Annotated in this window: 23 protein-coding genes and 5 tRNA genes; 19 read left to right on the forward strand and 9 right to left on the reverse strand. The window is 69.8% G+C overall.

What is annotated here, in order from left to right; translation table 11 throughout:
- Nucleotides 1-5: 5 nt before the first annotated feature.
- The 5 genes from ABIE67_RS32955 to ABIE67_RS32975 all read right to left on the reverse strand — a co-directional run bounded on the left by ABIE67_RS32955 (nt 6) and on the right by ABIE67_RS32975 (nt 8,868).
- Nucleotides 6-3,248 (reverse strand): nitrate- and nitrite sensing domain-containing protein, encoded by a 3,243-nt coding sequence (locus ABIE67_RS32955; RefSeq protein ID WP_370265030.1) that lies wholly within the window; start codon nt 3,246-3,248, stop codon nt 6-8.
- Nucleotides 3,249-3,636: 388 nt separating this feature from the next.
- On the reverse strand, nt 3,637-4,212 hold the full coding sequence (locus tag ABIE67_RS32960) for an ATP/GTP-binding protein (protein WP_030051303.1): 576 nt from the start codon (nt 4,210-4,212) through the stop codon (nt 3,637-3,639).
- Nucleotides 4,193-4,591, reverse strand: coding sequence for a DUF742 domain-containing protein (locus tag ABIE67_RS32965; protein WP_003997626.1), 399 nt, complete (start codon nt 4,589-4,591; stop codon nt 4,193-4,195). Before ABIE67_RS32965 ends, ABIE67_RS32960 begins: the two co-directional genes overlap by 20 nt.
- Nucleotides 4,592-4,704: 113 nt before the next feature.
- Nucleotides 4,705-5,118 carry a roadblock/LC7 domain-containing protein gene (locus ABIE67_RS32970; protein ID WP_093910158.1) on the reverse strand — a complete coding sequence of 138 codons (414 nt, stop codon included), beginning with the start codon at nt 5,116-5,118 and terminating at the stop codon, nt 4,705-4,707.
- A 9-nt stretch (nt 5,119-5,127) separates the two neighbouring features.
- Entirely contained in the window at nt 5,128-8,868 is a 3,741-nt protein-coding gene (locus ABIE67_RS32975; protein WP_370265031.1) for a nitrate- and nitrite sensing domain-containing protein, read from the reverse strand.
- 596 nt (nt 8,869-9,464) lie between these two features.
- On the opposite strand from ABIE67_RS32975, the gene ABIE67_RS32980 reads away from it, so the two are divergent.
- The 11 genes from ABIE67_RS32980 (at nt 9,465) to ABIE67_RS33030 (ending at nt 15,739) form a co-directional block, all read left to right on the forward strand.
- On the forward strand, nt 9,465-9,650 hold the full coding sequence (locus tag ABIE67_RS32980; RefSeq protein ID WP_370265032.1) for a hypothetical protein: 186 nt from the start codon (nt 9,465-9,467) through the stop codon (nt 9,648-9,650).
- A 127-nt stretch (nt 9,651-9,777) separates the two neighbouring features.
- Nucleotides 9,778-10,563, forward strand: a complete 786-nt coding sequence (locus ABIE67_RS32985; RefSeq protein ID WP_370265033.1) for a fumarylacetoacetate hydrolase family protein — start codon at nt 9,778-9,780, stop codon at nt 10,561-10,563.
- Nucleotides 10,547-12,031, forward strand: a complete 1,485-nt coding sequence (gene gltX / locus ABIE67_RS32990; RefSeq protein WP_370265034.1) for a glutamate--tRNA ligase — start codon at nt 10,547-10,549, stop codon at nt 12,029-12,031. The genes ABIE67_RS32985 and gltX overlap by 17 nt, the downstream gene beginning before the upstream one ends.
- Before the next feature lie 166 nt (nt 12,032-12,197).
- Nucleotides 12,198-13,355, forward strand: a complete 1,158-nt coding sequence (locus ABIE67_RS32995; RefSeq protein ID WP_370265035.1) for a hypothetical protein — start codon at nt 12,198-12,200, stop codon at nt 13,353-13,355.
- 149 nt (nt 13,356-13,504) lie between these two features.
- Nucleotides 13,505-14,419, forward strand: a complete 915-nt coding sequence (locus ABIE67_RS33000) for a hypothetical protein (RefSeq protein ID WP_370265036.1) — start codon at nt 13,505-13,507, stop codon at nt 14,417-14,419.
- Between the two features lie 36 nt (nt 14,420-14,455).
- The gene (locus ABIE67_RS33005; RefSeq protein WP_370265037.1) at nt 14,456-15,187 is read left to right on the forward strand and encodes an HAD family hydrolase; all 732 of its coding nucleotides are present in this window, start codon (nt 14,456-14,458) and stop codon (nt 15,185-15,187) included.
- Nucleotides 15,188-15,278: 91 nt separating this feature from the next.
- A tRNA-Gln gene (locus ABIE67_RS33010) sits at nt 15,279-15,350 on the forward strand.
- Between the two features lie 21 nt (nt 15,351-15,371).
- Nucleotides 15,372-15,444: transfer RNA gene (locus ABIE67_RS33015), tRNA-Glu, on the forward strand.
- A gap of 29 nt (nt 15,445-15,473) precedes the next feature.
- A tRNA-Glu gene (locus ABIE67_RS33020) sits at nt 15,474-15,546 on the forward strand.
- A 20-nt stretch (nt 15,547-15,566) separates the two neighbouring features.
- A tRNA-Gln gene (locus ABIE67_RS33025) sits at nt 15,567-15,638 on the forward strand.
- 28 nt (nt 15,639-15,666) lie between these two features.
- Nucleotides 15,667-15,739, forward strand: a tRNA-Glu gene (locus tag ABIE67_RS33030).
- Nucleotides 15,740-15,776: 37 nt separating this feature from the next.
- Here ABIE67_RS33030 and ABIE67_RS33035 read toward each other — a convergent pair.
- Nucleotides 15,777-16,430: a MerR family transcriptional regulator gene (locus ABIE67_RS33035; RefSeq protein WP_370265038.1), complete on the reverse strand. Its 654-nt coding sequence runs from the start codon at nt 16,428-16,430 to the stop codon at nt 15,777-15,779.
- 90 nt (nt 16,431-16,520) lie between these two features.
- On the opposite strand from ABIE67_RS33035, the gene ABIE67_RS33040 reads away from it, so the two are divergent.
- The gene (locus ABIE67_RS33040; protein ID WP_370265039.1) at nt 16,521-17,042 is read left to right on the forward strand and encodes a DUF4188 domain-containing protein; all 522 of its coding nucleotides are present in this window, start codon (nt 16,521-16,523) and stop codon (nt 17,040-17,042) included.
- Nucleotides 17,043-17,127: 85 nt separating this feature from the next.
- On the opposite strand, the gene ndgR is transcribed toward ABIE67_RS33040, so the two are convergent.
- Nucleotides 17,128-17,844 (reverse strand): IclR family transcriptional regulator NdgR, encoded by a 717-nt coding sequence (gene ndgR / locus ABIE67_RS33045; protein ID WP_048580622.1) that lies wholly within the window; start codon nt 17,842-17,844, stop codon nt 17,128-17,130.
- 202 nt (nt 17,845-18,046) lie between these two features.
- On the opposite strand from ndgR, the gene leuC reads away from it, so the two are divergent.
- The 4 genes from leuC (at nt 18,047) to ABIE67_RS33065 (ending at nt 21,378) form a co-directional block, all read left to right on the forward strand.
- Nucleotides 18,047-19,477 carry a 3-isopropylmalate dehydratase large subunit gene (gene leuC / locus ABIE67_RS33050; RefSeq protein ID WP_370265040.1) on the forward strand — a complete coding sequence of 477 codons (1,431 nt, stop codon included), beginning with the start codon at nt 18,047-18,049 and terminating at the stop codon, nt 19,475-19,477.
- 6 nt (nt 19,478-19,483) lie between these two features.
- Nucleotides 19,484-20,077 (forward strand): 3-isopropylmalate dehydratase small subunit, encoded by a 594-nt coding sequence (gene leuD / locus ABIE67_RS33055; protein ID WP_370265041.1) that lies wholly within the window; start codon nt 19,484-19,486, stop codon nt 20,075-20,077.
- Between the two features lie 287 nt (nt 20,078-20,364).
- On the forward strand, nt 20,365-20,595 hold the full coding sequence (locus ABIE67_RS33060) for a hypothetical protein (RefSeq protein ID WP_370265042.1): 231 nt from the start codon (nt 20,365-20,367) through the stop codon (nt 20,593-20,595).
- Between the two features lie 138 nt (nt 20,596-20,733).
- Nucleotides 20,734-21,378, forward strand: a complete 645-nt coding sequence (locus ABIE67_RS33065; protein WP_370265043.1) for an HU family DNA-binding protein — start codon at nt 20,734-20,736, stop codon at nt 21,376-21,378.
- 62 nt (nt 21,379-21,440) lie between these two features.
- Here ABIE67_RS33065 and ABIE67_RS33070 read toward each other — a convergent pair whose 3' ends face one another.
- Together ABIE67_RS33070 and cofC are read right to left on the reverse strand one after the other, a co-directional pair.
- Nucleotides 21,441-21,644, reverse strand: a complete 204-nt coding sequence (locus ABIE67_RS33070) for a hypothetical protein (RefSeq protein WP_370265044.1) — start codon at nt 21,642-21,644, stop codon at nt 21,441-21,443.
- Between the two features lie 134 nt (nt 21,645-21,778).
- Complete coding sequence (gene cofC, locus ABIE67_RS33075; protein WP_370265045.1) at nt 21,779-22,417, reverse strand: 2-phospho-L-lactate guanylyltransferase; 639 nt, start codon at nt 22,415-22,417, stop codon at nt 21,779-21,781.
- Nucleotides 22,418-22,586: 169 nt separating this feature from the next.
- On the opposite strand from cofC, the gene ABIE67_RS33080 reads away from it, so the two are divergent.
- The 3 genes from ABIE67_RS33080 to ABIE67_RS33090 all read left to right on the forward strand — a co-directional run bounded on the left by ABIE67_RS33080 (nt 22,587) and on the right by ABIE67_RS33090 (nt 25,748).
- On the forward strand, nt 22,587-23,387 hold the full coding sequence (locus ABIE67_RS33080) for a lysophospholipid acyltransferase family protein (RefSeq protein ID WP_370265046.1): 801 nt from the start codon (nt 22,587-22,589) through the stop codon (nt 23,385-23,387).
- Entirely contained in the window at nt 23,384-24,394 is a 1,011-nt protein-coding gene (locus ABIE67_RS33085) for an NAD(P)H-dependent glycerol-3-phosphate dehydrogenase (protein ID WP_370265047.1), read from the forward strand. Before ABIE67_RS33080 ends, ABIE67_RS33085 begins: the two co-directional genes overlap by 4 nt.
- A gap of 196 nt (nt 24,395-24,590) precedes the next feature.
- Nucleotides 24,591-25,748, forward strand: coding sequence for a D-alanine--D-alanine ligase family protein (locus ABIE67_RS33090; protein ID WP_370265048.1), 1,158 nt, complete (start codon nt 24,591-24,593; stop codon nt 25,746-25,748).
- Nucleotides 25,749-25,750: the final 2 nt, after the last annotated feature.

The raw sequence follows: 25,750 nt of genomic DNA on the forward strand, positions 1-25,750 counted from the left end.
TCACACTAACGCTCCTGGTTGTAGGTGCTGTCAGGACCACTGTGTTGATTCCTAGTGGCCTGGCCGTTCGTTTCACTGCCCGCGCTGCGTCCCCGCTGGACACCGCGGCGCAGGTTGCTCAGCCTGCCCCGGACGTCCTCGGGAGCGCGGGAGATCTGTGGACCTCCCTGGGGGGTGGTCTCGGCGGCTCCCTCGACCAGGTTGGCCTTGGGTACCCGCCTCGGCAGGCCGGAGGAAGTCACCCCGCCCGCCTTGGGCTTCCGGAGCTGCGCGGCCTGCTGCCAGCGGTCGTCGTTCGCCGAACGCCAGCTGCTGTCGCCGTTGCTCTCCGGCGTGGGGGCCGGCGATTCCTGCCGCACGGGCCGAGTGCCGTTGGTGCCGCTCGCGGCGGACCCACGGCGGGGGAGCCCGGCGTCGGTCAGTGCGTGGGCGGCGGCGGAGGCCGGTCCCGGACGGTCGAAGCCTACGCGGTCGGGCTCGTTCGCGTCATCGGCCTGCACAGATTCCGTTTCCGGAGCGTACTGGTCCTGATAGCTGTTCCGGTAGTTGTTCTGCTGCGGCCAGTCGTCCTGGTGACGCCGCTGCTCGAAGGCCGGGAAGGTCTCCGGGGCGGAGGCGCTCGCGGGGGCGGACTCCTCGCGGACCGGTTCCGGATAGGAGGGCTCGGGGTAGCCGCCGTTGGACGAGAAGGTGTCGTTCTGCGACAGGCCGCCGTTCGGCGCGTAGTAGCCGTCGTCGTACGACGAGTGCTGCTGCTCCTCGTACTGTGTCTGCCGCTGTTCCTCGTACGTCGGCTGCGCCGGCTGCGGGTCGTACCCGCCGGACTGCTCGGGGAAGCCGCCCCGGCCGTCGTAGGCCGGCTGACCGGTGAACTCGTCGTACGCCGGCGCCTCGGGGTTCTCCAGGGCGGGCTGCTGGCCGTGGCTCTGGGCCTCCAGAGCCGCCCGGCGCTCCTCGCGCATCAGGGAGCGGCCGACGGGGTCCAGGTCGCGGAGGTCGTCCGGGACCTCGTAGCGGCTGTCGTCGAAGCCCAGCTCGGCGGCCGTACGCATCTGCGGCTGGTTGAAGTTCTCACCCTGGAAGTGCTGCTCCGGGATGATCTGCGAGACGGTGAACTCGTCCTGCGCCGGCTGCTGCTCGCCGCCGCCACCGTGCGTGATCGCGTCCGGCAGCATGACCAGCGAGGTGGTGCCGGCCTGCTCGCCGGAGGGGCGCAGCTGGACGCGGATGCCGTGCCGGTCGGACAGCCGGCCGACCACGAACAGGCCCATGCGCTGGGATATCGCGGCGTCCACGGTCGGCGGGTTGGCCAGCTTGTGGTTGATGTCCGCGAAGTCCTCGGCGGTGAGGCCGATGCCCTTGTCGTGGATCTCGATCATGACCCGGCCGTCGGGGAGACGGGTGGCGGTCACGCGGACCTTGGTCTGCGGGGAGGAGAACGTCGTCGCGTTCTCCAGCAGCTCGGCGAGCAGGTGCACGAGGTCGGTCACGGCGCGGCCGTGGATCTCGGCCTCCGGGACGCCCGACAGCTCGATGCGCTCGTACTGCTCCACCTCGGAGGAGGCGGCGCGCAGGACGTCGACCAGCGGGACCGGCTGGTCCCAGCGGCGGCCGGGCTCCTCGCCGGCGAGGACCAGGAGGTTCTCGCCGTTGCGGCGCATACGGGTCGCCAGGTGGTCCAGCTTGAAGAGGTTCTCCAGCTGGTCCGGGTCGGCCTCGTTGTTCTCCAGGTCGGTGATCAGGGTCAGCTGGCCCTCGATCAGCGACTGGTTGCGGCGCGACAGGTTGGTGAAGATCGCGTTGATGTTGCCCCGCAGCAGCGCCTGCTCGGCGGCGAGCCGGACGGCCTCGCGGTGGACCTGGTCGAAGGCGCGGGCGACTTCGCCGATCTCGTCCCGGGTGTTGATCGGAATGGGCGCGACCCGGGTGTCCACGCGGCCGGGGTCGGTGCGCGAGAGCTGGTCGACCAGCATCGGCAGACGCTGCTCGGCGATGCCGAAGGCGGCGTTGCGCAGCTGGCGCATCGCGCGGGACATCTGGCGGGCGACCATACCGGCCAGGATGAACGCGGCGAGCAGGGCGACCACGACGGCGGCACCGGTGATCAGGGCGTCGCGCTTGGCGTCGTCGGAGATGACGGAGGCCTCGTTCACCGCGGTGTTGGCGAGGTCGTTCTCGATGTCGCGGTAGGCGTTGTACCTGAGCGTGTTGGCCGCCCACCAGTTCTCGGCGGTGATGCCCTGCTGGGCGAGCGCCGCCCGCTCACTGGTGTCCGTGGAGCTGAGCTGGGCCAGCAGGCCGACCGCCTTGGTCGGTTCGGCCGGCGGCGCCACGTAGTCCGGGTTCTTCTGCTTGGCCGCGGCGGCCATGGCGGCGCCGTCGGTCTTGATCTGCGCCGTGGCGTCCTGGAGCTTCTGGATGTCCGCCTCGGTGCCACCGCTCTGGTACTCCTGGATGGCGATGCCCTCCAGGTAGGCGTACGAGGAGAGGGCCACGCGCTGCTTGGCGAGGTCCGTCGCCTTGGGGCCGGGCTTGACCAGCATGTGCATGCCGATGGAGCGCTGGAGGGAGAGCGCGCCCTTGGTCAGCGAGATGGCGTAGACCGTACGGCCGTAGCTGGTGATGTTGCCGGTGCCCAGGCCCAGCTCGTTGGAGAACTCCAGCAGCCGGTGCTCGACGTTGACGTAGCCCTCTTCGGTCTCCACGCCTTTGAGCTTGGTGGTGTAGGCGGCCGCGCGCAGGTCCGTCAGCTCGGGCTCGACCTCACGGAAGCGCTCCAGACGGCGCACCAGGTTGGGCCGGTCCGGCATGTTCTGGGCGGCCACGTCGAAGGCGTCGGCGGCCTCGTCGGTCTTCTTGCGGGCCGCCACGACCGTCGGGTCGTCCTCGCCCTTGCCCTGCAGCAGGGGAGCGGCGGTCGAGTCGCGCTCCTCCAGCAGGGCGTCGCCGTAGGTCAGGGCGGCGGCGACCAGACGCGCGGTGTTCTCCGCGTCCTCGGCCTCCTGCCAGGTGTCGATCGAGCTCTTCACCTGGAAGCCGCCCATGACGAGGCCGACCAGCACGGGTATGAGCAGGATCGCGTTCAGCCGGGTCGGCACGCGCCAGTTGCGCGGCGAGAGACGGCCGCCGCTTGGGGCAGGCGCCGCCGTTGGTTCCGATCCGGGCACAGGGGCGGGCGCCGCTCCGCGCGGCGGCGGGGTGAAGTTGCCCCGGGCCGACGGCTCGGGACTGCTCTTGCTTCGCCTCACTCGACCAACAACCTTCCGGCGGGGTCGGCACCTACGTATGTGCCGCTGTGTCTCAGAGCCCAGTTCGCCATGGAGTACGCACTACTGCTGAGTACGTCTTTGACTATTGGGCAGTTCTCGCATTCCAGCACGTCGGCCTGCGCTCTTCCAAACAGTGGAAGAGGTGGATTCCGAGTGATGTAAGCCCTAGATAAAACGGTCATAAAGAGCGAGCCCCGTCAAAAGACGGGGCGTTCGTGCGCGCAGCGACACCGCTTGACCGCGACGAGTGGCCATACCACCCGATTCCTCTGCCGAAACGTTATGAACAAGGGAGCCGACCGTGTCAAAGGCCACAGTCGGCTCCGGCACATCTACGACAACTGCCGTATGGCGCTTCCGACTTGATCTACCTCAGCCGGGCCATCAGCGCGTGCTCCACCAGCGTGATCAGCGCACTCTTGGCATCGGCCCGGTGCCGCGCGTCGGTGGTGATGATCGGCGCGTCCGGGCCGATCTGCAGCGCCTCGCGCACCTCGTCCGGTGTGTAGGGCTGGTGTCCGTCGAAGCCGTTGAGGGCGATGACGAAGGGGAGCCCGCTGTTCTCGAAGTAGTCGACCGCGGGGAAGCAGTCGGCGAGACGGCGGGTGTCCACCAGGACGACGGCGCCGATGGCGCCGCGCACCAGGTCGTCCCACATGAACCAGAAGCGGTCCTGGCCGGGCGTACCGAAGAGGTACAGGATCAGGTCCTGGTCCAGGGTGATACGACCGAAGTCCATGGCCACCGTGGTGGTGGTCTTGTCCCCGGTGTGCGTGAGGTCGTCGATGCCCGCGCTCGCGGACGTCATGACGGCCTCGGTGCGCAGCGGGTTGATCTCCGAGACCGCGCCGACGAACGTGGTCTTGCCCACGCCGAAGCCACCCGCCACCACGATCTTCGCGGAGGTGGTCGCCCGGCCTGGTTCAGAGCTTGCGAAGTCCACTGAGCACCCTTTCGAGCAGCGTCACGTCCGGAGCGCCGCCGTTGTTCTCGTCGCCGCCCGGCTGGTGGATGGCGACCAGGCCGGCCTCCGCGAGGTCCGCGACGAGGATCCTGGCCACACCCAGCGGCATGGACAGCAGCGCCGACACCTCGGCGACCGACTTCACCTCACGGCACAGATGGCAGATGCGCTGGTGCTCCGGGAGGAGCCCCATGAGCGCTGCCGGGTCGGCCGTCGTGCTGATCAGGGCCTCGATGGCCAGCTGGTAGCGCGGCCGGGTCCGGCCGCCGGTCATCGCGTACGGACGTACCAGCGGCTGGTCGCCCTCATCCTCGTACGGCTCCGCGTACGGATCATGAGAGGCGGTGGGCGGGGTCATGAATCCTCCGGGCGGGGACAGCAAGTCGGTCAGTCAAGCCGTCTGGCAAGGGCCGGTGGGGGGATTGTGTCGGCCGGACGGTGATGTGGTGAGACGGGTGGATCCGGGGGTGTTCAGTGGAGCAGACTGCCTTGGAGTTCGGCGCGTAGGTCCGGTGTGAGCACCGCGCCCGCCCGGTCGACCAGCAGCGCCATCTCGTAGCCGACGAGGCCGATGTCGCATTCGGGGTGTGCGAGGACGGCGAGGGACGAGCCGTCCGAGACGGACATGAGGAAGAGGAATCCCCGCTCCATCTCGACGACGGTCTGTGCCACGCTGCCCCCGTCGAAGATCCGGGAGGCCCCCGCGGTGAGCGAGGTCAGACCCGACGCGACGGCCGCCAGCTGGTCGGCACGGTCGCGCGGGAAACCCTCCGACATCGCCAGCAGCAGGCCGTCGGCGGACACGACGACGGTGTGGGACACCCCGGGGGTGTTGTCCACGAAGTTGGTGATCAACCAGTTGAGGTTCTGTGCCGCCTGGCTCATCTGGCTCAACTAACGCTCCTGCTGGTGAGTGGGGTTCGGGAAGCTGCCGGTCTGGCCGTTGCGGACCTCGCGACCTTGTGCGATACCCCGACGGAGATTGGTCAGCCGGCCGCGTACGTCGTCAGGCGCACGCGAGACCTGCGGACCGGCTTGGTGCTGTTGCTGCTGAGCCGTACCCGGGACGAGGTTCGCCCTGGGTACCCGGCGCGGAAGGCCGGAGGTGGTGACCCCACCCGCGGCCGGCTGCCGGACGCGTTCCGCCTGCCGAACGAGGTCGTCGTTCGGCGAGCTGCGCCAGGCGGTCGAAGAGGTCCGCTGGGGAGCGGAGGACGACTGCGGAGGGGCCGCGGGAGCCTGCGGCTCCTGCGGAGCGGACGCCGGAGCCGAGCCGTCCGCACCGGGCTGACGGCCCTGCGGACCGCCGTGGAACCAGTTGGTCTCCAGCGTGTCGTACAGCGGAGTGCGCCCGTCACCGGGACCCGTCGCGGGCGGCAGCGCCTCGGGCTCCTGCCGGGCGGGCCGCTGCTGCGGACGCGCCGGGGCCGGGACCGGGGGCTGCGGGGCAGCGAAGCCGCCATTGCCGCCGTACGTGCCGTTGACCTGCGGCCGCTCGAACTGCCCGGAGGATTCGGGGTTCTGGTGGCCGGGCAGGGCGTGCTGGCCCGTCGAGCTGACGTCGTACGCCTGCGGAGCGGTGGGCCGGCCCGGCTGCGACGGGGTGTTCTGCCCGTTCGGGGCACCGTAGACGTCCGAGCGGACGAACTGACCCGTGCCCTGCGGTTCGTTCGACCCGGGGCCGGGGAACTGGCCCGTGCTCTGCGGGTTGTACGCGCCCGGGGACTGGGCGTCGAAGTCCGGGCGGGCGAACTCCGACGTGGCAGCCGGTGAGGCGGGGCCCTGACGGTCGTCGACGCGCGGCATCCGGGAGGTCTGTGCGGGGTCCTCGTCGTGCCCGCGCGGGGTGTCGAGCGAGGCGCGCGGCACCGGCGGCTGCGCGTTCTCGTCGCTCCAGCTGGGGCGGGACGGCTGGCCGCCCGGCAGCTCGGCACGCGGACCACCGCGCGGCGGAAGCTGCGGCTGACGGCCACGACGGCCCTTCTCGGCACCGGGGGGCGGGGACTGCGGCGCCGCGGGGGCGCCCGGCCGGGACTGCTCGCGTCCGGGGGCCGTGCCGCGGGGGCCGCCGAAGGCGTCCTGGCTCGCGCCGAACGGGTCCTGGCCCGTACCCGCGGCCTGGAGTCCCTGCGGAGCACCCGGAGCCTGGCCACCGAAGCCGGCGCCCGCGGGGGACGGCCGGCCCTGCGACGGGGCGCCGCCCTGGCCCTGCGGTCCACGCGGGGCACCGGGTCCACCCGGAAGCCCGCCACCGTCACGTCCCGGCAGCGCGGCCCGCGGTCCCTGACCGGCACCGAGCCGGCCCCCGCCGGACGCACCGGCACCGAGGGCGCCGCCACCCGGCGCACCCGCGCCGAGGGAGCCGCCACCGGCCTGGGCCTGGCGACGGGCGGCAGCCGCACCGGCGGCGGCCTGCGCGGCGGCCGGGCCACCGGAGCCACCCGGACCACCCGGGCCGGGCTTGCCCGGAGCGGGCTTCTTGCCGCCCTGGGCGACATCTACGGGGAGCATGACCAGCGCGGTCGTACCACCGGAGTCGGACGGGCGCAGCTGGATGCGGATGCCGTGCCGCTGCGACAGACGACCGACCACGAAGAGGCCCATGCGGCGGGAGACGGAGACGTCCACGGTGGGCGGCGAGGCGAGCCGCTCGTTGATCGCGGCGAGGTCCTCGGGAGAGAGGCCGATGCCGGTGTCGTGGATCTCGATCAGGACGCGGCCGTCGGGCAGCGCGTGACCGGTGACCTTGACCTTGGTCTGCGGCGAGGAGAAGGAGGTCGCGTTCTCCAGCAGCTCGGCGAGCAGGTGCACGAGGTCGTTGACCACGCGGCCGGCGACCTCGGTGGTCGGCACGGAGGCCAGCTCGATGCGCTCGTACTGCTCCACCTCGGACGCGGCGGCGCGGAGCACGTCGACCAGCGGGACCGGACGGGTCCAGCGACGGCCGGGCTCTTCACCGGCGAGGACGAGGAGGTTCTCACCGTTACGGCGCATACGCGTCGCGAGGTGGTCGAGCTTGAACAGCGAGGACAGCTGGTCCGGGTCGGCCTCACGGGACTCGAGCTCGGAGATCAGCGACAGCTGGCGCTGGATAAGACCCTGGGAGCGGCGCGAGAGGTTGGTGAACATCGCGTTGACGTTGCCCCGCAGCAGGGCCTGCTCGGCGGCGAGGCGGACCGCCTCGCGGTGCACGTCGTCGAAGGCCGCGGCCACCTGGCCGATCTCGTCCCGGGAGTGCACACCGACCGACTCGACGGAGGTGTCGACGTCCTGCGGGTCGGACTCGGAGAGCTGCTTGACCAGCTCGGGCAGCCGGTCCTGGGCGACCTTGGTGGCGGTCTCCTCCAGACGGCGCAGCGAGCGGATCATGGACCGGGCCACGACGAAGGCGCCGACCAGCGAGACACCGAGCACGAGCAGGATCAGCGCACCGGAGATGATCGCCTCGCGCTCCGACTCGTTGCGCAGCTCGCGGGCCTTCTGCTCCATGTCCTCCAGCAGCGTCGTCTCGATGGCGCGCATCTGCTGGATCTTGGTGGTGCTGTCGTCGACCCAGTCCCGGTAGGAGCGCTTCTCCAGGTCGTCGAGGGCGTTGGGGTTGCCGAGCGCGCGGTTGGCGTACTTGTCGCTGGCCGTGATCGTCGGGTTGCCCGATTCGATGGACTTGAGCAGGTCGGCGGCGCCCTGGGTGCCGTAGATGCTCCGGAAGCTCTTCAGCTCGGACCGCTGGCTCGTCAGCGCCGACTCGGCGTACAGCCGGTCGTTCTCGGAGAGGTCACCGACGCTGTCGTTGTTCGCGGGCAGTGCCGCCGCGAGGACCGCGCGCTGGATGGAGGCGTACTCCTTGGCGGTGGAGAAGGCCGCCAGGGCACGCGTGCTCTGGATCATCTCCGGGTTGCTGGTGGCCTCCGCCATGTCCTGCGAGAGACCGAGCAGGTTGGTGATCAGACGGTGGTAGGCCTCCACGGTCTGCGTGGAGTTGTCCTTGGCCTCGTAGGCGGTGTTGCGGATCTTCGCGATGGAGCCCAGGTCACCTACGAGCTGGACGAGGTTCTCGCGGACGCCCTTGAGGTTGCCGTCCTTGCTGTTGTCGTCGATCTCCTCGGACGCCTCGATGAAGCTGTCCCGGGCCCGGTCCGTCTTGTCCCGGTAGCCCTTGACCGTGTAGTCGGTCGCCTTGGCGCCGTGCGCGAGCGGACCTGCGGACTGGTCGCGCTCCTCCTGGAGCGCGGCGGCGAGCTCGGTGGCCCGCTTCGTCATGTCCGTCAGCAGCTTCATGTTGTCGAGCTGCTGGATGTCGTCCATGTTGTCGCTGATACGCAGGGCGCCCAGCGAGGTGGCCGCGACCACCGGAAGCGTCAGCAGCGCCACCAGGCGGGTGGAGATGCGCCAGTTGCGCAGGGCTATTCGCGTGCCGGGGCCGCCGGTGCTCCTGGGGGCCTTCTTCGCGGCCGGCGCGGAAGGGTTCGCGGCCCCCGGGGACGCCGACACGGCGGGGCGCCCGGAGCGCTCACCGCCGTCGACGGACGGGGCCGGACCCTGGTTCTGGGCGTGCTGGGTCGAGGGACCTCGGTCGGTCCCGCCGTGCTCCGGCTCCGCCGAAGCGCTGCCATCCCTCTTGAAACGTCCCTGCACTAGCGTCGCAACCTCTGGACCAGGCGCCCCTCCGCGTGAACGGACGGACACGGTGTCGGCGTCATGGGGAGCGTCCTGAACACGCTCCCTGGTGGTCGTGAGTGACCGGCGCTGGCTCCCCCTTCTCGCCGCCACTAGGCGCTCGATGCGCCCCCTGTGCGCCGGCTCGATCCTGCGGCGGTCCGTGGAATTCCAGCACAGTGCAGGATCTCCAACAAGGCCCGTAGGTCGAGCCGTGACATCCGTGACACCACGTGAGGGCGAGATTACCTGCCGTAGAAACTGATCCGCACCATAACGGACTTATGCCCACGAGCCGCTCGGGTGTAGGAGGTGTCCCAGTCGCCATGATCGGGAGCGGAATGAGGGCTTCAGGGGGTCAATGTCTGTTTCGTGGGGGTGGATTGCGAGCCTGAATTGACCGTTTTGCCCCCAGAGTCGTGAGCAAACTCACACGCATATCAAGGGGTCTTCGCGACTGCGGAGGGGAATCGCATGTTTAGCCTGACGCTTTACATGATGTAAGACTTTGACAACCCGCGCCCGCGCGAGACCAGCTCCACCGGCGCCCCGACATGACAGGGTCACGTACAACCGTGAAGACGACGATGATGTTCCACAACATAGCCAACCCGCGGCGCACGACGCTGGCGCACCTCGAGGACGCCGACGCCCTGCAGACCCCGGAGCAGGAGCACTCCGTCGACCTCCCCACCCAGACCGCCAACCCCCGGCGCACCATCCTCATGGAGGCCCCCGCCACGGCCTCCGTCGCCGGTTAATACGCGCGTCGGCCCCGGATCACTCAAAGCGCCCGCGTACGGCGGTAATGCGCGAGGCGCCCGCCCTTCCCCGCGTTAGCCTGGAGCGTCAGACTCCAGCCGGCTCAAGTGAGGGGCGCAAGATCCCGTGCGCATCGCCAGATTCTCCATCGACGGGAACGTCGCCTTCGGCGCGGTCGAGGGCGACAGGCCGGACGAGCTCGTCCTCGACATCATCAAGGGCATCCCGTTCGCGGACTTCGAGCTCTCCGGCACGAAGGTCCCGCTGAGCAAGGTCCGGCTGCTGCCCCCCGTGCTCCCCAACAAGGTCGTGGCCTTCGGCCGCAACTACGCGGAGCACGCGAAGGAACTGGGCAACGAGGTACCGGACGCGCCCTTCGCCTTCTTCAAGCCCTCCACCTCGGTGATCGGCCCCGGTGACGAGATCCAGTACCCCTCCTTCACCGAGGACCTCCACCACGAGGCCGAACTGGCCGTCGTCATCGGCCGCATGTGCCGCGAGGTCCCGCGCGAGCGCGTCAAGGACGTGATCTTCGGCTTCACCTGCGCCAACGACATCACCGCCCGTGACGTCCAGAAGCGCGAGAAGCAGTGGGCCCGGGCCAAGGGCTTCGACTCCTCCTGCCCGCTGGGCCCCTGGGTGGAGACGGACCTGGACCTCGCCAAGGCGTCCGACCTGACCATCCAGCTCACCGTCAACGGCGAACAACGCCAGCTCGGCCGCACCAGCGAGATGATCCACCCGATCGAGGATCTGATCGTCAACATCTCCGAGGCCATGACGCTGCTCCCCGGCGACGTGATCCTCACGGGCACCCCGGCAGGCGTCGGGCCGCTCACCGTCGGCGACGAGGTCGCCGTCACCATCGAAGGCATCGGCACTCTCACCAACAAGGTTGTCAAGCGTGGCTAGCGCACCCGTCCGCGTACGTTTCTGCCCCTCGCCCACCGGTAACCCCCATGTGGGCCTGGTCCGCACCGCCCTGTTCAACTGGGCGTTCGCCCGGCACCACCAGGGCACGCTCGTCTTCCGCATCGAGGACACCGACGCGGCCCGCGACTCCGAGGAGTCCTACGGCCAGCTGCTCGACTCGATGCGCTGGCTGGGCTTCGACTGGGACGAGGGCCCCGAGGTCGGCGGCCCGCACGCGCCGTACCGCCAGTCGCAGCGCATGGACCTCTACAAGGAGGTCGCGGCCAAGCTCCTGGACGGCGGTCACGCGTACCACTGCTACTGCTCCCAGGAGGAGCTGGACACCCGCCGCGAGGCCGCCCGCGCCGCCGGCAAGCCCTCCGGCTACGACGGCCACTGCCGCGACCTGACCGACGCGCAGGTCGAGGAGTACAAGGCGCAGGGCCGCGAGCCGATCGTGCGCTTCCGCATGCCCGACGAGACGATCACCTTCACGGACGTGGTCCGAGGTGAGCTGACCTTCACTCCGGAGAACGTCCCGGACTACGGCATTGTCCGCGCGAACGGCGCCCCGCTGTACACGCTGGTGAACCCGGTCGACGACGCCCTGATGGAGATCACCCACGTCCTGCGCGGCGAGGACCTGCTCTCCTCGACGCCCCGTCAGATCGCCCTGTACAAGGCGCTGATGGAGCTGGGCATCGCCAAGGGCATCCCCGAGTTCGGCCACCTGCCGTACGTGATGGGCGAGGGCAACAAGAAGCTCTCCAAGCGCGACCCCCAGTCGTCGCTGAACCTCTACCGCGAGCGCGGCTTCCTCCCCGAGGGCCTCCTCAACTACCTCTCCCTGCTGGGCTGGTCGCTCTCCGCCGACCAGGACATCTTCACGATGGACGAGATGGTCGCGGCCTTCGACGTCACGGACGTGCAGCCCAACCCGGCCCGCTTCGACCTGAAGAAGTGCGAGTCGATCAACGGCGACCACATCCGCCTGCTCGAGGCGAAGGACTTCACCGAGCGCTGCCGCCCCTGGCTCCAGGCCCCGTTCGCCCCCTGGGCCCCGGAGGCCTTCGACGAGGTGAAGTGGCAGGCGATCGCCCCGCACGCCCAGACCCGTCTGAAGGTGCTCTCGGAGATCACGGACAACGTCGACTTCCTGTTCCTGCCGGAGCCGGTGCAGGACGAGGCGAGCTGGACCAAGGCCATGAAGGAGGGCTCCGACGCTCTCCTGCGCACGGCCCGCGAGAAGCTGGACGTGGCCGACTGGACCTCCCCGGAGTCGCTGAAGGAGGCCGTCCTGGCCGCGGGCGAGGCCCACGGCCTCAAGCTCGGCAAGGCCCAGGCCCCCGTCCGCGTGGCCGTCACCGGCCGCACGGTCGGTCTGCCCCTCTTCGAGTCCCTGGAGGTCCTGGGCAAGGAGAAGACTCTGGCCCGGATCGACGCGGCGCTGGCGAAGCTGGCCGCGTAGCGCGTGCACACCAGGGCGGCGTCCGGTTCGGGCGCCGCCCTTCGCGTGTCCGCCCAGACGTCACCCGGAGTTCACCCTTCAGGCCAACAGCCGCTTGCCGAGGGGTCGTTGGATGCTCCCCGTGCACATGATGCGCATGTGCACCTTGTTGTACGGGGAGGGGAACGTGACTCGTTCACGAAGACTTGCCAAGGTGGCGCTCAGCGGGGCGGTGGCCCTGACGTGTGCCCTGCCGATCACACCTGCGCAGGCCGCGGACCCGCCCCTCGGGACGGTCCGGCTCAGCTCGGAGAAGCGGATCGAGATCACGTACCTGTGGGCCGGCACGTCCGGTTTCCAGTACCGGCCGACCGTCGGCGGCTCCACCACCTGGGTGGAGTACCCGGACGTCGTACCGCCCGCGCACGCGGGCCCCGACGACCTCGCCACCGGCACCGACGTCGTCACCACCCGCAGCGGCTCCACAGTCACACAGAAGCACCGCCCCACAGGCGCGACCGCCACCGTCACGATCCCGTCCGGCCGGACCTACAGGGCCGCCCTCGGCTGGAGCGTGCTGACTCAGGACACGGGCGGAGCCCTGCACGTCCTGCGCGCCGCCGCCGACGGGACCACCACGGACGTTCCGGTCATCGGGCTCCCGACGGGCGCCCAGATCACCGCCTTCGCCACCGGCGGCTCGGTCCGCCGTCTCGCCGTGGTCCACACGCTGGACGGCACGACGTCCGTCGGCCTCGTCGACCTCGTCGACCTCGCGGACGGTGCCTTCCGTACGTATGTCACCGGCCTGCGCGCAGACTCGGATGTCGTCTTCAACGACCGCTGGCTGGTCGCCGACTGGAAGGCGATCCGCGTCGACGCCGAGTCCGGCACCCAGCCCACCGCGGTCACCGGACTGCCCGGTCGGCTCGAAGCCGTCGTGGGTGACCAAGTCCTCGCCGGAAACCCGGACTTCCTCCCGGCCGGCACCCAGCCCGCACTCAACGCCCGCTCCCTCGTGACCGGGGCCGCGAGCACCGTACTCACCCCCTCCTTCGGCGGCATCGGCCCGACCCCGGACGGCGGCGCACTCGCCACCGCCGGTCCTTCCAGCCTCGACTGGAACGTCCACCGGATCACGCCCACCCAGGACGGCGGAGCCACCACCGACAAGGCCGCCCGGATCCAGGCGTCCGCGACCGGTGTCGACGGACTGGCCCTCGCCGGCGGCGAGTTGTTCCTGTACGGCAGGACGACCGGCGGCGGCTACCCCCGCTTCAACAGCTTTCAGCTGGACGCGACGGGCAGGCCCACCGGTCAGCAGACCCCCGCAGTCCGGCACTGAGCGAGATCACCTGCCTCACCGGCGACGCCGCCTGCCCCCAGCTGGAGGCCCTGGGCGACGGCCGGGTCGCCTATCTCTGGACCGACGCCCAGGGCCAGGAATCCGTCGCCGGCGTCGGCCTCGACGCCACCAGCACACGCACCGAGCCCATGGACGACGCCGGCGGCCGCATCCCCGGCGGCAGCGGCCGCTATGTGCTCCACAACGGCGGCTCCGGCACCCAGAAGGTCGTCGACCTCCCGGGCGGCACGACGACCGGCGAGACCGTCGTCACCCGCGCCCGCACCGCCGCCGCCGTCTGGGGCGAGGTGATGTGGACCCCCGGCAGCACCCAGGGCTCCGTCGTCGGCAAGCACCTCAAGACCGGCCAGACGGTCGCCACCGTCGCCACGGGCGCCCCCTGCACTCCCACCGACCTCCAGGCCGTCAACACCTGGCTGTACTGGTCCTGCGGCTCCACCGCGGGTGTCTACGACCGGGCGACCAACCGGAAGATCACGGTCCCGGCCGACAACGGCCCGGCCCGCCTCGCCGACGGCTTCCTGCTCCGTGAGAACCGCACCACCCACGAACTGCTGCTCACCGACTTCCACACCGGCACGCCCGCCACCCGCACCCTGGTCAAGCTGCCCACCGGGGACCAGAACACCGGAGGCAGCAACGGCCGCTGGGCCGTCGACCGCTTCGGCGGCCACATCGCCTACCTCAACGGCACCTACGGCGAAGTGTCGATCGTGGGCAGCGGTGTCCCCGCCTCGGCGCTCGCGCAGACGGAGGCCCGGACGGACGTCGTGCCGGGCAGCCCGACGAAGGCGAACCCCTGGCAGCCCGTCTGGCAGCTCAACAAGCCGGCCGCCTGGACACTCACCCTGAGTAACAGCGGCGGCACGGTGGTGCGCACCCTCACCGGCAGCACCAAAGGCGCCGCCGTCCGCGCCGCCTGGGACGGCTACGGGGAGGACGGCCGCCGGATCGTCGGCACGTACACCTGGAAGCTGACTGCCGAGCCGCGTGACGGCGAGGGCCCCGCCCTCACCGCGACCGGTACGACGACGGTCAACTGACGGACGGACTCCCGCCATCCGGGATACCGTCGGATCATGAGCATTCGCGCCGTGGTCTGGGACGTGGACGACACCCTCTTCGACTACACCACGGCGGACCGCGCCGGAATGCGCGCCCATCTGACGGCCGAGGGCCTGCTCGACGCGTACGGCAGCGTCGAGCAGGCCCTCGTGCGCTGGCGGGAGGTCACCGATCGGCAGTGGGCGCGGTTCTCGGTGGGCGAGGTCACCTTCCAGGGGCAGCGCCGGGACCGGGTGCGGGTGTTTCTCGGTGCGGAACTGACCGACGGCGAGGCCGATGCCTGGTTCGAGCGGTACATCGCGCACTACGAGACCGCCTGGGCCCTCTTCCCGGACGTCCTGCCCGTCCTGGACGCCCTCGCGGCCAGCCATCGGCACGCGGTGCTGTCCAACTCCAGCATCCACGTCCAGGACCGCAAGCTGCGCGTGCTCGGTGTGCACGACCGCTTCGAGGCCATCCTGTGCGCCGCCGAGCTCGGCGTCTCCAAGCCGGACGCCGGCGCCTTCCACGCCGCCTGCGCCGCCCTGGAGCTCGTCCCGCACCAGGTGGCGTACGTCGGCGATCACCCGGAGATCGACGGACGGGGTGCCGCGGAGGCCGGGCTGCTGTCGGTCTGGATCGACCGTGACGGCGTGTACACCAGCGCTGACGCCCCCGGCGGACCGCACCGGATCGCCTCCCTGGCCGAACTCCCCGCGCTCCTCGGCGCCGATACCCGTTTTGGAGCCCCGTCCACCTTCGGGTAATGTTCTTCCTGCGCCGCCGGGGAGCGGGCCGAAAGGCCGGAAACCGGGGGAGCAAACTAGAACAAGATCCCCTCAGGGGCTTGCGTTCCAGTGGCCTATGGTGTAATTGGCAGCACGACTGATTCTGGTTCAGTTAGTCTTGGTTCGAGTCCAGGTAGGCCAGCTCGCAGAGCTCATCTGCAAAGCCCCCGTTGTGTAGCGGCCTAGCACGCTGCCCTCTCAAGGCAGTAGCGCCGGTTCGAATCCGGTCGGGGGTACTGGTTCCGATCTTCTCGGAATCGCTAGGGCCCCCGTTGTGTAGCGGCCTAGCACGCCGCCCTCTCAAGGCGGTAGCGCCGGTTCGAATCCGGTCGGGGGTACGAACTGGTCTAAACCACATTGGTCTATGGTGTAATTGGCAGCACGACTGATTCTGGTTCAGTTAGTCTTGGTTCGAGTCCAGGTAGACCAGCTCGGATCTGCGGAAACGTAAGATCCACGCCCCCGTTGTGTAGCGGCCTAGCACGCCGCCCTCTCAAGGCGGTAGCGCCGGTTCGAATCCGGTCGGGGGTACAGAGTGAAGGCCCTCCACTTCGGTGGGGGGCCTTCGTCATTCCTTGTCGCCGAAGCCGTACCGGCGCGCCGACTCCTCCTCCTGGGCCAGCCGGTGCAGGGCCTGCAGCATCGGCTCGACGAGGATCGCCCCCAGGACAGCCGTCTCCACCTTCTCGGCCTCCGTCGCGTGGGTCTCGACGAAGTCCAGGTCGAGGACCGCCGCGCCATGCATCAACCGGGCGTACGCCAGCAGCAGTTGAGGGTCCCAGTCGTAACCGAGCCGTCTGAGCGCGGCCACCGCCACCACCAGCGAACGGTACGACGGCGAGATCGTGACCAGCGCCTTGGCGTTCGACCAGCCCAGGGACTCCAGCAGTTCATCGGCCACGTCGTGCGCGGCCCGGACGTACTCGTCGTCCTCGTCCGGCTCCGGGACCTGCGGCAGCGCCCACAGGGCGGCGCCCAGGCGGATCGTCCGGGGCAGGGCGTCATCGTCGACATGCCCGAGCACCTCCCGGACCGTCGCCACCGGTACCCGCCCGACCTGGATCATCGCGCGCACCAGACGCAGCCGGCGCAGATGCTCCTCGTCGTACTCGGCGGTGCGGGCGTTGATCTGGCGGCCGGGGGCCAACAGGCTTTCGCGCAGGTAGTACTTGATCGTCGCGACGGGCACCCCGCTGCGCTCGCTCAGCTCCGCCAGCCGCATCTCTTGCGCCTCTCATTGGGAAGTGCCACTATCCAATCACCGACCATAAGGATAGTGCCGCTATCCCGTGAGGGCAGTCAGGGGGCCGTCATGTTCGCGAAGCCGCTGCTGGGTCGTACGACCGCGGATGCCGAGGGCGATGTGGTGGTCCTGCTCATCGGGATGCGGATCAATCACTTCTGGGCGGTGCACCAGTGGCTGCCGGTCATGCTGTCGATGTTCCGCATGCTTGGGGAGCTTGCGCGGGACGCTGACCGGGGGCTGCTGGGGCGCGTCCTGCTGACGGCCTCGCCGCGGACGTACTACGTCGTCCAGTACTGGGAGTCCAAGGAGAAGCTGTACGCGTACGCCGCCTCGCCGGACATGTTCCATCACCGGGTGTGGGGGATCGTCAACCGCAAGGAGCGGGCGGGGAAGGTGCGGGGCCACGTGGGGTTGTGGCACGAGGCGTACGTGGTGCCCGAGGGGTCGTACGAGTCGATCTACGCGGACATGCCGGCGTTCGGCCTGGCGGCGGCGCATGGGCAGGTACCGGTGGAGCGACGGGGCCGGTATGCGAAGGACCGGTTCGCGCACCGGGCGGCGGCCGGGGTGGCAGAAGAAGCCGGGTGACCGGGGGGATCACCGGGGGGATCGGGGGAACGAGGGGGCCTGCCGCGGCGTTGAGGCAGGTCCCCTCGTCGATGTACCCGAAAGGTCAGCCGGTGCGGCGCAGGGCCTCGGAGAGGCGGCCGGCGGCGTCGATGACCGCCTGGGCGTGCATGCGGCCGGGGTGACGGGTCAGACGCTCGATGGGGCCGGAGACGGACACCGCGGCCACCACGCGGTTCGACGGGCCGCGCACCGGCGCGGAGACGGACGCGACGCCCGGCTCGCGCTCGCCGATCGACTGGGCCCAGCCTCGGCGTCGTACGCCCGAGAGGGCCGTCGCCGTGAAGCGGGCGCCCTGCAGGCCCCGGTGCAGGCGCTCCGGCTCCTCCCAGGCCATGAGGATCTGAGCCGAGGAGCCCGCCTTCATCGTCAGCGTCGAGCCGACCGGGACCGTGTCCCGAAGGCCGGACAGGCGTTCCGCCGCGGCGACGCAGATGCGCATGTCGCCCTGGCGACGGTAGAGCTGCGCGCTCTCGCCCGTGACGTCACGGAGGTGGGTGAGGACCGGGCCCGCCGTGGCGAGGAGACGGTCCTCACCGGCGGCCGCGGCCAGTTCCGCGAGCCGAGGGCCGAGAATGAACCGGCCCTGCATGTCACGCGCCACCATGCGGTGGTGTTCCAGAGCCACGGCCAGTCGATGTGCCGTGGGTCGTGCCAATCCGGTGGCCGAGACGAGCCCTGCGAGGGTGGCCGGACCGGACTCCAGGGCGCTCAGGACAAGGGCTGCCTTGTCCAGAACGCCGACGCCGCTACTGTTGTCCATGAAACGATACTCGCGTCTCACTCTGTGAAACGCAAGTTCAATTTTCCGTGGAACACGCCACTCTGGAAGAACGAAGGCAGAGCGGCCCGTAAACCAGAGCGGGCCTGGCGGCGGACGCCCGGAAGCAGGGGCGCGGGCGGTGGCCGCCTTCTCAAGATCTCTAGTTGGGCCGGCGGACCGTAAGCCGGCCGGAGGGAAAGCGATGGGTAGGACACTCGCGGAGAAGGTCTGGGACGACCATGTCGTCCGGCGCGCCGAGGGCGAGCCCGACCTCCTCTTCATCGATCTGCACCTGCTGCACGAGGTGACCAGCCCGCAGGCCTTCGACGGCCTCCGCAAGAGCGGTCGCCAGGTGCGCCGGCTCGACCTGACCATCGCCACCGAGGACCACAACACCCCGACCCTCGACATCGACAAGCCCATCGCGGACCCGGTCTCCCGCGTCCAGCTGGAGACGCTGCGCAAGAACGCCGCCGAGTTCGGTGTGCGCCTGCACCCCCTGGGCGACGTCGAGCAGGGCGTCGTGCACGTCGTCGGCCCGCAGCTGGGCCTGACCCAGCCCGGTATGACGGTCGTCTGCGGTGACTCGCACACCTCCACGCACGGCGCCTTCGGCGGCCTCGCCTTCGGCATCGGCACCTCCCAGGTCGAGCACGTGCTGGCCACCCAGACGCTGCCGCTGGTCCGCCCGAAGACCATGGCCATCACGGTCAACGGCGAACTGCCCGACGGCGTCACCGCCAAGGACCTGATCCTGGCGATCATCGCCAAGATCGGCACGGGTGGCGGCCAGGGCTACGTCCTGGAATACCGCGGCTCCGCCATCGAGAAGCTCTCGATGGAGGCCCGGATGACCATCTGCAACATGTCGATCGAGGCCGGCGCCCGCGCGGGCATGATCGCCCCTGACCAGACCACCTTCGACTACCTCGAGGGCCGCCCGCACGCCCCCAAGGGCGAGGACTGGGACGCGGCCGTCGCGTACTGGAAGACGCTGAAGACCGACGACGACGCCGAGTTCGACGCCGAGGTCGTGATCGAGGCCGCCGAACTGTCGCCGTTCGTCACCTGGGGCACCAACCCCGGCCAGGGCGCGCCGCTTTCGGCGTCCGTCCCCGATCCGGCTTCGTACGAAGACGCTTCGGAGCGCCTCGCCGCCGAAAAGGCCCTGGAGTACATGGGGTTGGAGGCCGGTCAGCCGCTGCGCTCCATCAAGGTGGACACCGTCTTCGTAGGCTCGTGCACCAACGGCCGCATCGAGGACCTGCGCGCCGCCGCCGAGCTCGTCAAGGGCCGCAAAGTCGCCGACGGCGTACGGATGCTGGTCGTCCCGGGCTCCGCGCGGGTCGGTCTGCAGGCCGTCTCCGAGGGTCTGGACGTCGTCTTCAAGGACGCCGGCGCCGAGTGGCGGCACGCGGGCTGCTCGATGTGCCTGGGCATGAACCCCGACCAGCTGGCCCCCGGTGAGCGCTCCGCGTCCACCTCCAACCGCAACTTCGAGGGCCGGCAGGGCAAGGGCGGTCGTACCCACCTGGTGTCGCCGCAGGTCGCGGCGGCCACCGCGGTCCTGGGCCACCTGGCCTCCCCGGCCGACCTGTCCGACGCCGAGACCCGTACGCCCGCTGGAGTCTGATCAGCCATGGAAGCATTCACCAAGCACACCGGCCGGGCCGTCCCGCTGCGCCGCTCCAACGTCGACACCGACCAGATCATCCCTGCTCACTGGCTCAAGAAGGTCACGCGGGACGGTTTCGAGGACGGGCTGTTCGAGGCCTGGCGCAAGGACGGGACGTTCATCCTCAACCAGCCCGAGCGGCAGGGCGCCACGGTGCTGGTCGCCGGTCCCGACTTCGGCACCGGTTCCTCCCGTGAGCACGCCGTGTGGGCGCTGCAGAACTACGGCTTCAAGACGGTCATCTCCTCGCGCTTCGCGGACATCTTCCGCGGCAACTCGCTCAAGAACGGCCTGCTCACGGTGGTTCTGGAGCAGAAGATCGTGGACGCGCTGTGGGAGCTCACGGAGAAGGACCCGCAGGCCGAGATCACCGTCGACCTGGAGGCCCGTGAGGTGCGCGCCGAGGGCATCACCGCCTCCTTCGAGCTGGACGAGAACTCCCGCTGGCGGCTGCTGAACGGCCTCGACGACATCTCGATCACCCTGCAGAACGAGGCCGACATCGCGGCCTACGAGGCGAAGCGGCCGTCGTTCAAGCCGCGCACGCTTCAGGCCTGATCCGAAAGTCCCGGCACGGACCGCGGCGAGTTTCGGCGCAAGACGACTTTCGGCCACCGCAACACCCCCGAGTACCCCCGATCAGCCCGATCGGGGGTACTGCCATGTCTGCACCCGAACGGCCCTGCGCCGCTTGCGTCCGGGTCTCAACTTCCCACGTTAAGAAGGGTGTTGCTGGGGTACGCGAGTGGTGTGGCCGTGACTTCCGCAAGTGCCCGGAAGGCCATTTGAGGCCGGAGTTGCACCCCTGGCAGGCGACAACTCGCCCCAGATGGCACAATCTGTGCATGGAACACGACGGCCAACTCGAGCTCTATGCGGCAGTCGCGGACCAACTGAAGGAAGCGCACACAACAGTGCGCGCACTGCAAGTCCCGGAGGGCGTACGGATGGCGCTGACCCGGAAGCTGCTGGTCATTACGGCCGCGGCCAAGCACGACGTCGCCGAAGCGACAAGGCGTCTGGAGCGGTTCATGGCGGATCTTGAGGCGGGGCGATTCCCCGAAGACGAACGCTGAACAACCTTCGAGACAGCCGAGTCTGTTGCGGCACAAGGGTGATTAGCCCGTTTCGTGTTTGATTTGCGGTATATATCTGCCTAACGTGCGAAAAAGCTTGAACACTTTCGTTCTGGCGATGTCTCCGAAGGGGAAGACGTGAACAAGGCGCAGCTCGTAGAAGCGATTGCCGACAAGATGGGCGGCCGCCAGCAGGCCGCCGATGCTGTCGACCACGTACTGGACGCGATCGTCCGCGCGGTCGTCTCGGGTGAGCGGGTTTCGGTCACCGGCTTCGGTTCGTTCGAGAAGGTCGACCGGCCTGCTCGTTACGCCCGCAACCCTCAGACGGGCGAGCGGGTTCGGGTCAAGAAGACCTCTGTTCCGCGCTTCCGTGCCGGTCAGGGCTTCAAGGACCTGGTGAGCGGCTCGAAGAAGCTGCCGCGGGGTGGCGAGGTCGCCGTCAAGAAGGCGCCCAAGGGCAGCCTGACCGGTGGTGCCGCGGCGACGGTCAAGAAGGCCGCCGCGAAGAAGACCACCAAGGCGGCCGCCGCCAAGAAGACCACGGCGAAGAAGACGACGGCCAAGAAGACCACGGCCACCGCCAAGAAGACCACCGCGAAGAAGGCGCCGGCGAAGAAGACCACGACGGCCGCCAAGAAGACGACCACGGCGAAGAAGACCACGGCCAAGAAGGCGACGGCCAAGAAGGCCCCGGCGAAGAAGGCGACCGCCAAGAAGGCGCCCGCCAAGAAGTCGACGGCTCGCAAGACCACCGCCAAGGCCACCGCCCGCAAGAGGTAGAACCGCAGGGGCACTCACGCGCCGGGCCGGACTCCGTGGGGAGTCCGGCCCGCGGCGTGTTCTCAGAGGGTCTGCAGCGTCACCAGCGTGATGTGCAGGGACGCGCCCTCGCCCTCCGTCTCGATACGGACCCGTTGCCCGGGGCGCAGCAGCCGTAGGCCTCCGGCGTCGAAGGCGGGGGCGTCGAAGGGGACCGGGGTTCCGTCGTCCAGGAGGACGCTGCCGGAGCGGGTGTTCTCGTCGTAGGTGTATGCGGTGGCCTGCATGGTCGCAGCCTATGCGCTCCACTGTGAGGGTGCCGCGATGGGTTGTTTTTCGGCTGCACCGCCGTGGGGGCTGGTCGCGCCCGCGCGGCGGAGCCGCATATGGACACAGCCCCGCGCCTCTAAGGGGGTGGTAGCTACCGCTCCTCGATCAGGAGGCGTGCGGCTGCCGCCGCCGTTCGCCGGCCCACGCCCAAAGCCAGCGCGGCCCGCAGGTCGTCGCCGGTGTCCACGTCCTGGCGTACGGAATCCACCTCCGCAAGGGGAAGTTCCACGGCCCCTGACGCGCGATGACGGGCCCGGGAATCCGTGCCGAATGCCGGCAGCAATTCCCGGCCCGGGCTCGCGGCCAGCAGAGTCGTGCCGATTGCTGCCGCGTCCGGGAGAAAAGAGCGCGGGAATTCCGCGGCCGAGTCCAGGACCCGGGCCAATTCCAGTGGGCGCAGAGCCGGAAGATCGGCGTTCAGGGCCGCTACGGCGCTTTCGGGGCGGGATGACCGTACGGCCGCCGCCGCGTGCGCCAGCGCCGCGTTCAGGCCGCCGGCGGGCTCGTCCGGCACGATATGCGCGCCAAGTGCGCCCAGCTCGCGGCCGGCCAGGGCGTCGTTCGTGACGACGGCCACATCCTTCACCGCCGGGCAGGCCAGTGCCGCCGCCACCGTGTCCTGGGCGAATGCGAGGGCCAGGCCCGGGCGCAGCCCGTCCGACGCGGTGTCCGAGAGCCTGCTCTTCGCCCGCGCCAAGGGCTTCAGGGGTATGACCAAGGTCCACTGCACGAGCGTTCCGTCCCTCTCTTGTCGCGGCCATTGTCACTCAGCCGTCACCAGGGCCATCTGGCGGTGACGGCGGCGAGGCGTACGGTGTTCTCGACAGACCGGCGGCCTGGGGCGACACTTGTGCGGCCCTCCGGCCCGATGTTTTAGATCCCTAGAGGAAGGTGTCCGCGTGCCCCGCCGCAGAATCGGCTTCTGGTATCGCTTCGCCGCGGTGCTCTGCAAACCGCCGCTGGTGGTTCTGATCAAGCGGGACTGGCGTGGAATGGTGCACATTCCGGCCGAGGGCGGATTTATCACCGCGGTGAACCACAATTCGCACATCGATCCCTTCGCGTACGCGCACTTTCAGTACAACACCGGCCGGGTTCCGCGATTCCTGGCGAAGAGCGGGCTTTTCAAGAAGGGATTCGTCGGTGCCGCGATGCGCGGCACCGGGCAGATCCCCGTCTACCGGGAGACCACGGACGCGCTGAGCGCCTTCCGGGCCGCGATCGACGCCGTGGAGCGCGGCGAGTGCGTCGCGTTCTACCCCGAGGGCACGATTACCCGGGACCCGGAACAGTGGCCGATGACCGGCAAGACCGGTGCCGCACGCGTCGCCCTGCAGACCAAGTGCCCGGTGATCCCGGTGGCGCAGTGGGGCGCCAACGAACTGCTGCCGCCCTACACCAAGAAGCTCAACCTCCTTCCGCGCAAGACCCACCAGGTGCTCGCGGGCCCGCCCGTGGATCTCGCGCGCTTCTACGACAAGGAGATGACCCCGGAGCTGCTGAAGGAGGCGACCGAGGTCATCATGGCCGCCATCACCCGCCAGCTGGAGGAGATCCGCGGCGAGAAGGCGCCCGAGAGGCCGTACGATCCGCGTCAGGAGCGCATCGAGCAGCGGCGCCGCACTGCCGCGCAGAACCGGCAGACGCAGCCGAGGGCCGAGCAGGAAAAGGCCGGGCAGGAAGAGGGGCAGGGCACGTGAGCAAGCCCGTCAAGGCGGCAGTTCTGAGTGCTGGTTCGTGGGGCACTGCCTTCGGCATCGTCCTCGCCGACGCGGGCTGCGAGGTCACCCTGTGGGCGCGTCGCCCCGAGGTCGCCGAGGCCATCAACTCGACCCGTACGAACCCCGACTACTTCCCCGGCGTCGAGCTGCCGCAGGGCATGCGGGCGACCACGGACCCCGCGGAGGCCATGGCCGGCGCCGACTTCACGGTGCTGTCCGTCCCCTCCCAGACCCTGCGCGCCAACCTCGCCGAGTGGACGCCGATGCTGGCGCCGGGCACGGTCCTCGTCTCCCTGATGAAGGGCGTCGAACTGGGCACCGCCATGCGGATGAGCGAGGTCATCGAGGACGTGGCCAAGGTCGGCCACGACCGCATCGCCGTGGTCACCGGACCCAACCTCGCCCGCGAGATCGCCGCGCGGATGCCGGCCGCCGCCGTGGTCGCCTGCACCGACGAGTCCGTCGCCCAGCGCCTCCAGGCCGCCTGTCACACGCCGTACTTCAGGCCGTACACCGAGACCGACGTGGTGGGCTGTGAGCTGGGCGGTGCCGTGAAGAACGTCATCGGGCTCGCCGTCGGTATCGCGGACGGCATGGGGCTCGGCGACAATGCCAAGGGCTCGCTCATCACGCGGGGCCTCGCCGAGACCGCTCGGCTCGGTGTCGTGCTGGGTGCCGACCCGCTGACGTTCGCCGGACTCGCGGGCCTGGGCGACCTGGTGGCGACCTGCTCCTCGCCGCTGTCCCGCAACCACACCTTCGGTACGAACCTCGGCAAGGGCATGACCCTCCAGGAGACCATCGCGGTCACCAAGCAGACCGCCGAGGGCGTCAAGTCCTGTGAGTCCGTGCTGGATCTGGCCCGTCGGCACGGTGTCGACATGCCCATCACGGAGACGGTCGTCGGCATCGTCCATGAGGGCAAGCCGCCGGTGGTCGCCCTCAAGGAGCTCATGTCGCGCAGCGCGAAGCCCGAGCGACGCTGAGCGCTCCGTCGGGGGCGCCGTGGGGGTTGTCTTTCGGCTGCGGCGCAGTTGTGGTCGCTCGCGCCCGCGCGGCGGAGCCGCAGATCGATACAGCCCCGCGCCCTTCGGGGTGCGCCCGTCCCGGGCGCGCTGCGCGAACCGCCATCGTCAACGGACGCTGACTCCGGCCCCTACCACCGGGTACTCTCAACGCGATATGAGCACCGAGAACCTCCCCCAGAGCCCTGACCAGCCGCCCCGCAAGCCGCGCGTGGCCGTCGTGTTCGGCGGTCGCAGCTCCGAGCACGGGATCTCCATGGTCACCGCCGGCGCCGTACTGCGCGCGATCGACCGGACGCGCTACGACGTCCTGCCCATCGGCATCACGCGCGGCGGCCGCTGGGTGCTCACCGCCGACGATCCGGAGCGCATGGCGATCACCGACCGCCGTACGCCGGAGGTCGACGACCTCGCCGAGTCCAGCGAGGGCGGCGTGGTGCTCCCCGTCGACCCCGCGAGCCGCGAAGTGGTCTACAGCGAGCCCGGGTCGGTGCCCAAGGCGCTCGGTGACGTCGACGTCGTCTTCCCGGTGCTGCACGGCCCGTACGGCGAGGACGGCACCCTCCAGGGCCTCCTGGAGCTGTCCGGCGTCCCGTACGTGGGTTCGGGCGTTCTCGCCTCGGCCGTCGGCCAGGACAAGGAGTACATGAAGCGGGTGTTCCTCTCGTTCGGGCTCAAGGTGGGCCCCTACGTGGTGATCCGGCCGCGTGAGTGGGAACAGGACGAGTCGGCCGCCCGCAAGAAGATCGTCGACTTCGCCGGCGAGCACGGCTGGCCGCTCTTCGTGAAGCCCGCGCGCGCGGGTTCGTCGATCGGCATCACCAAGGTCGAGGACCTGGCGGGCCTGGACGAGGCGATCGCCGAGGCCCAGCGGCACGACCCGAAGATCCTCGTCGAGGCGGCGCTGCGCGGTCGTGAGATCGAGTGCGGGGTGCTGGAGTTCGAGGACGGCCCGCGGGCCTCCGTACCGGCCGAGATCCCGCCGCCGGACGCGCACGCGTACTACGACTTCGAGGCCAAGTACATCGACTCGACGCCCGGCCTCGTGCCGGCCCCGCTGACGCATCAGGAGACGGCCGAGGTCCAGCGGCTCGCGGTGGACGCCTTCGAGGCAGCCTCGTGCGAGGGCCTGGTGCGCGCGGACTTCTTCCTCACCGAGGACGGGGAGTTCGTGATCAACGAGATCAACACGATGCCCGGCTTCACGCCGATCTCGATGTACCCGCAGATGTGGCAGGCGAGCGGGATCAGCTACCCGGAACTGGTGGACCGGCTGATCCAGGCGGCGTTGCGGCGGTCCACCGGGCTGCGGTGACC

The organism is Streptomyces sp. V4I8 (assembly GCF_041261225.1).
Classification (GTDB): domain Bacteria; phylum Actinomycetota; class Actinomycetes; order Streptomycetales; family Streptomycetaceae; genus Streptomyces.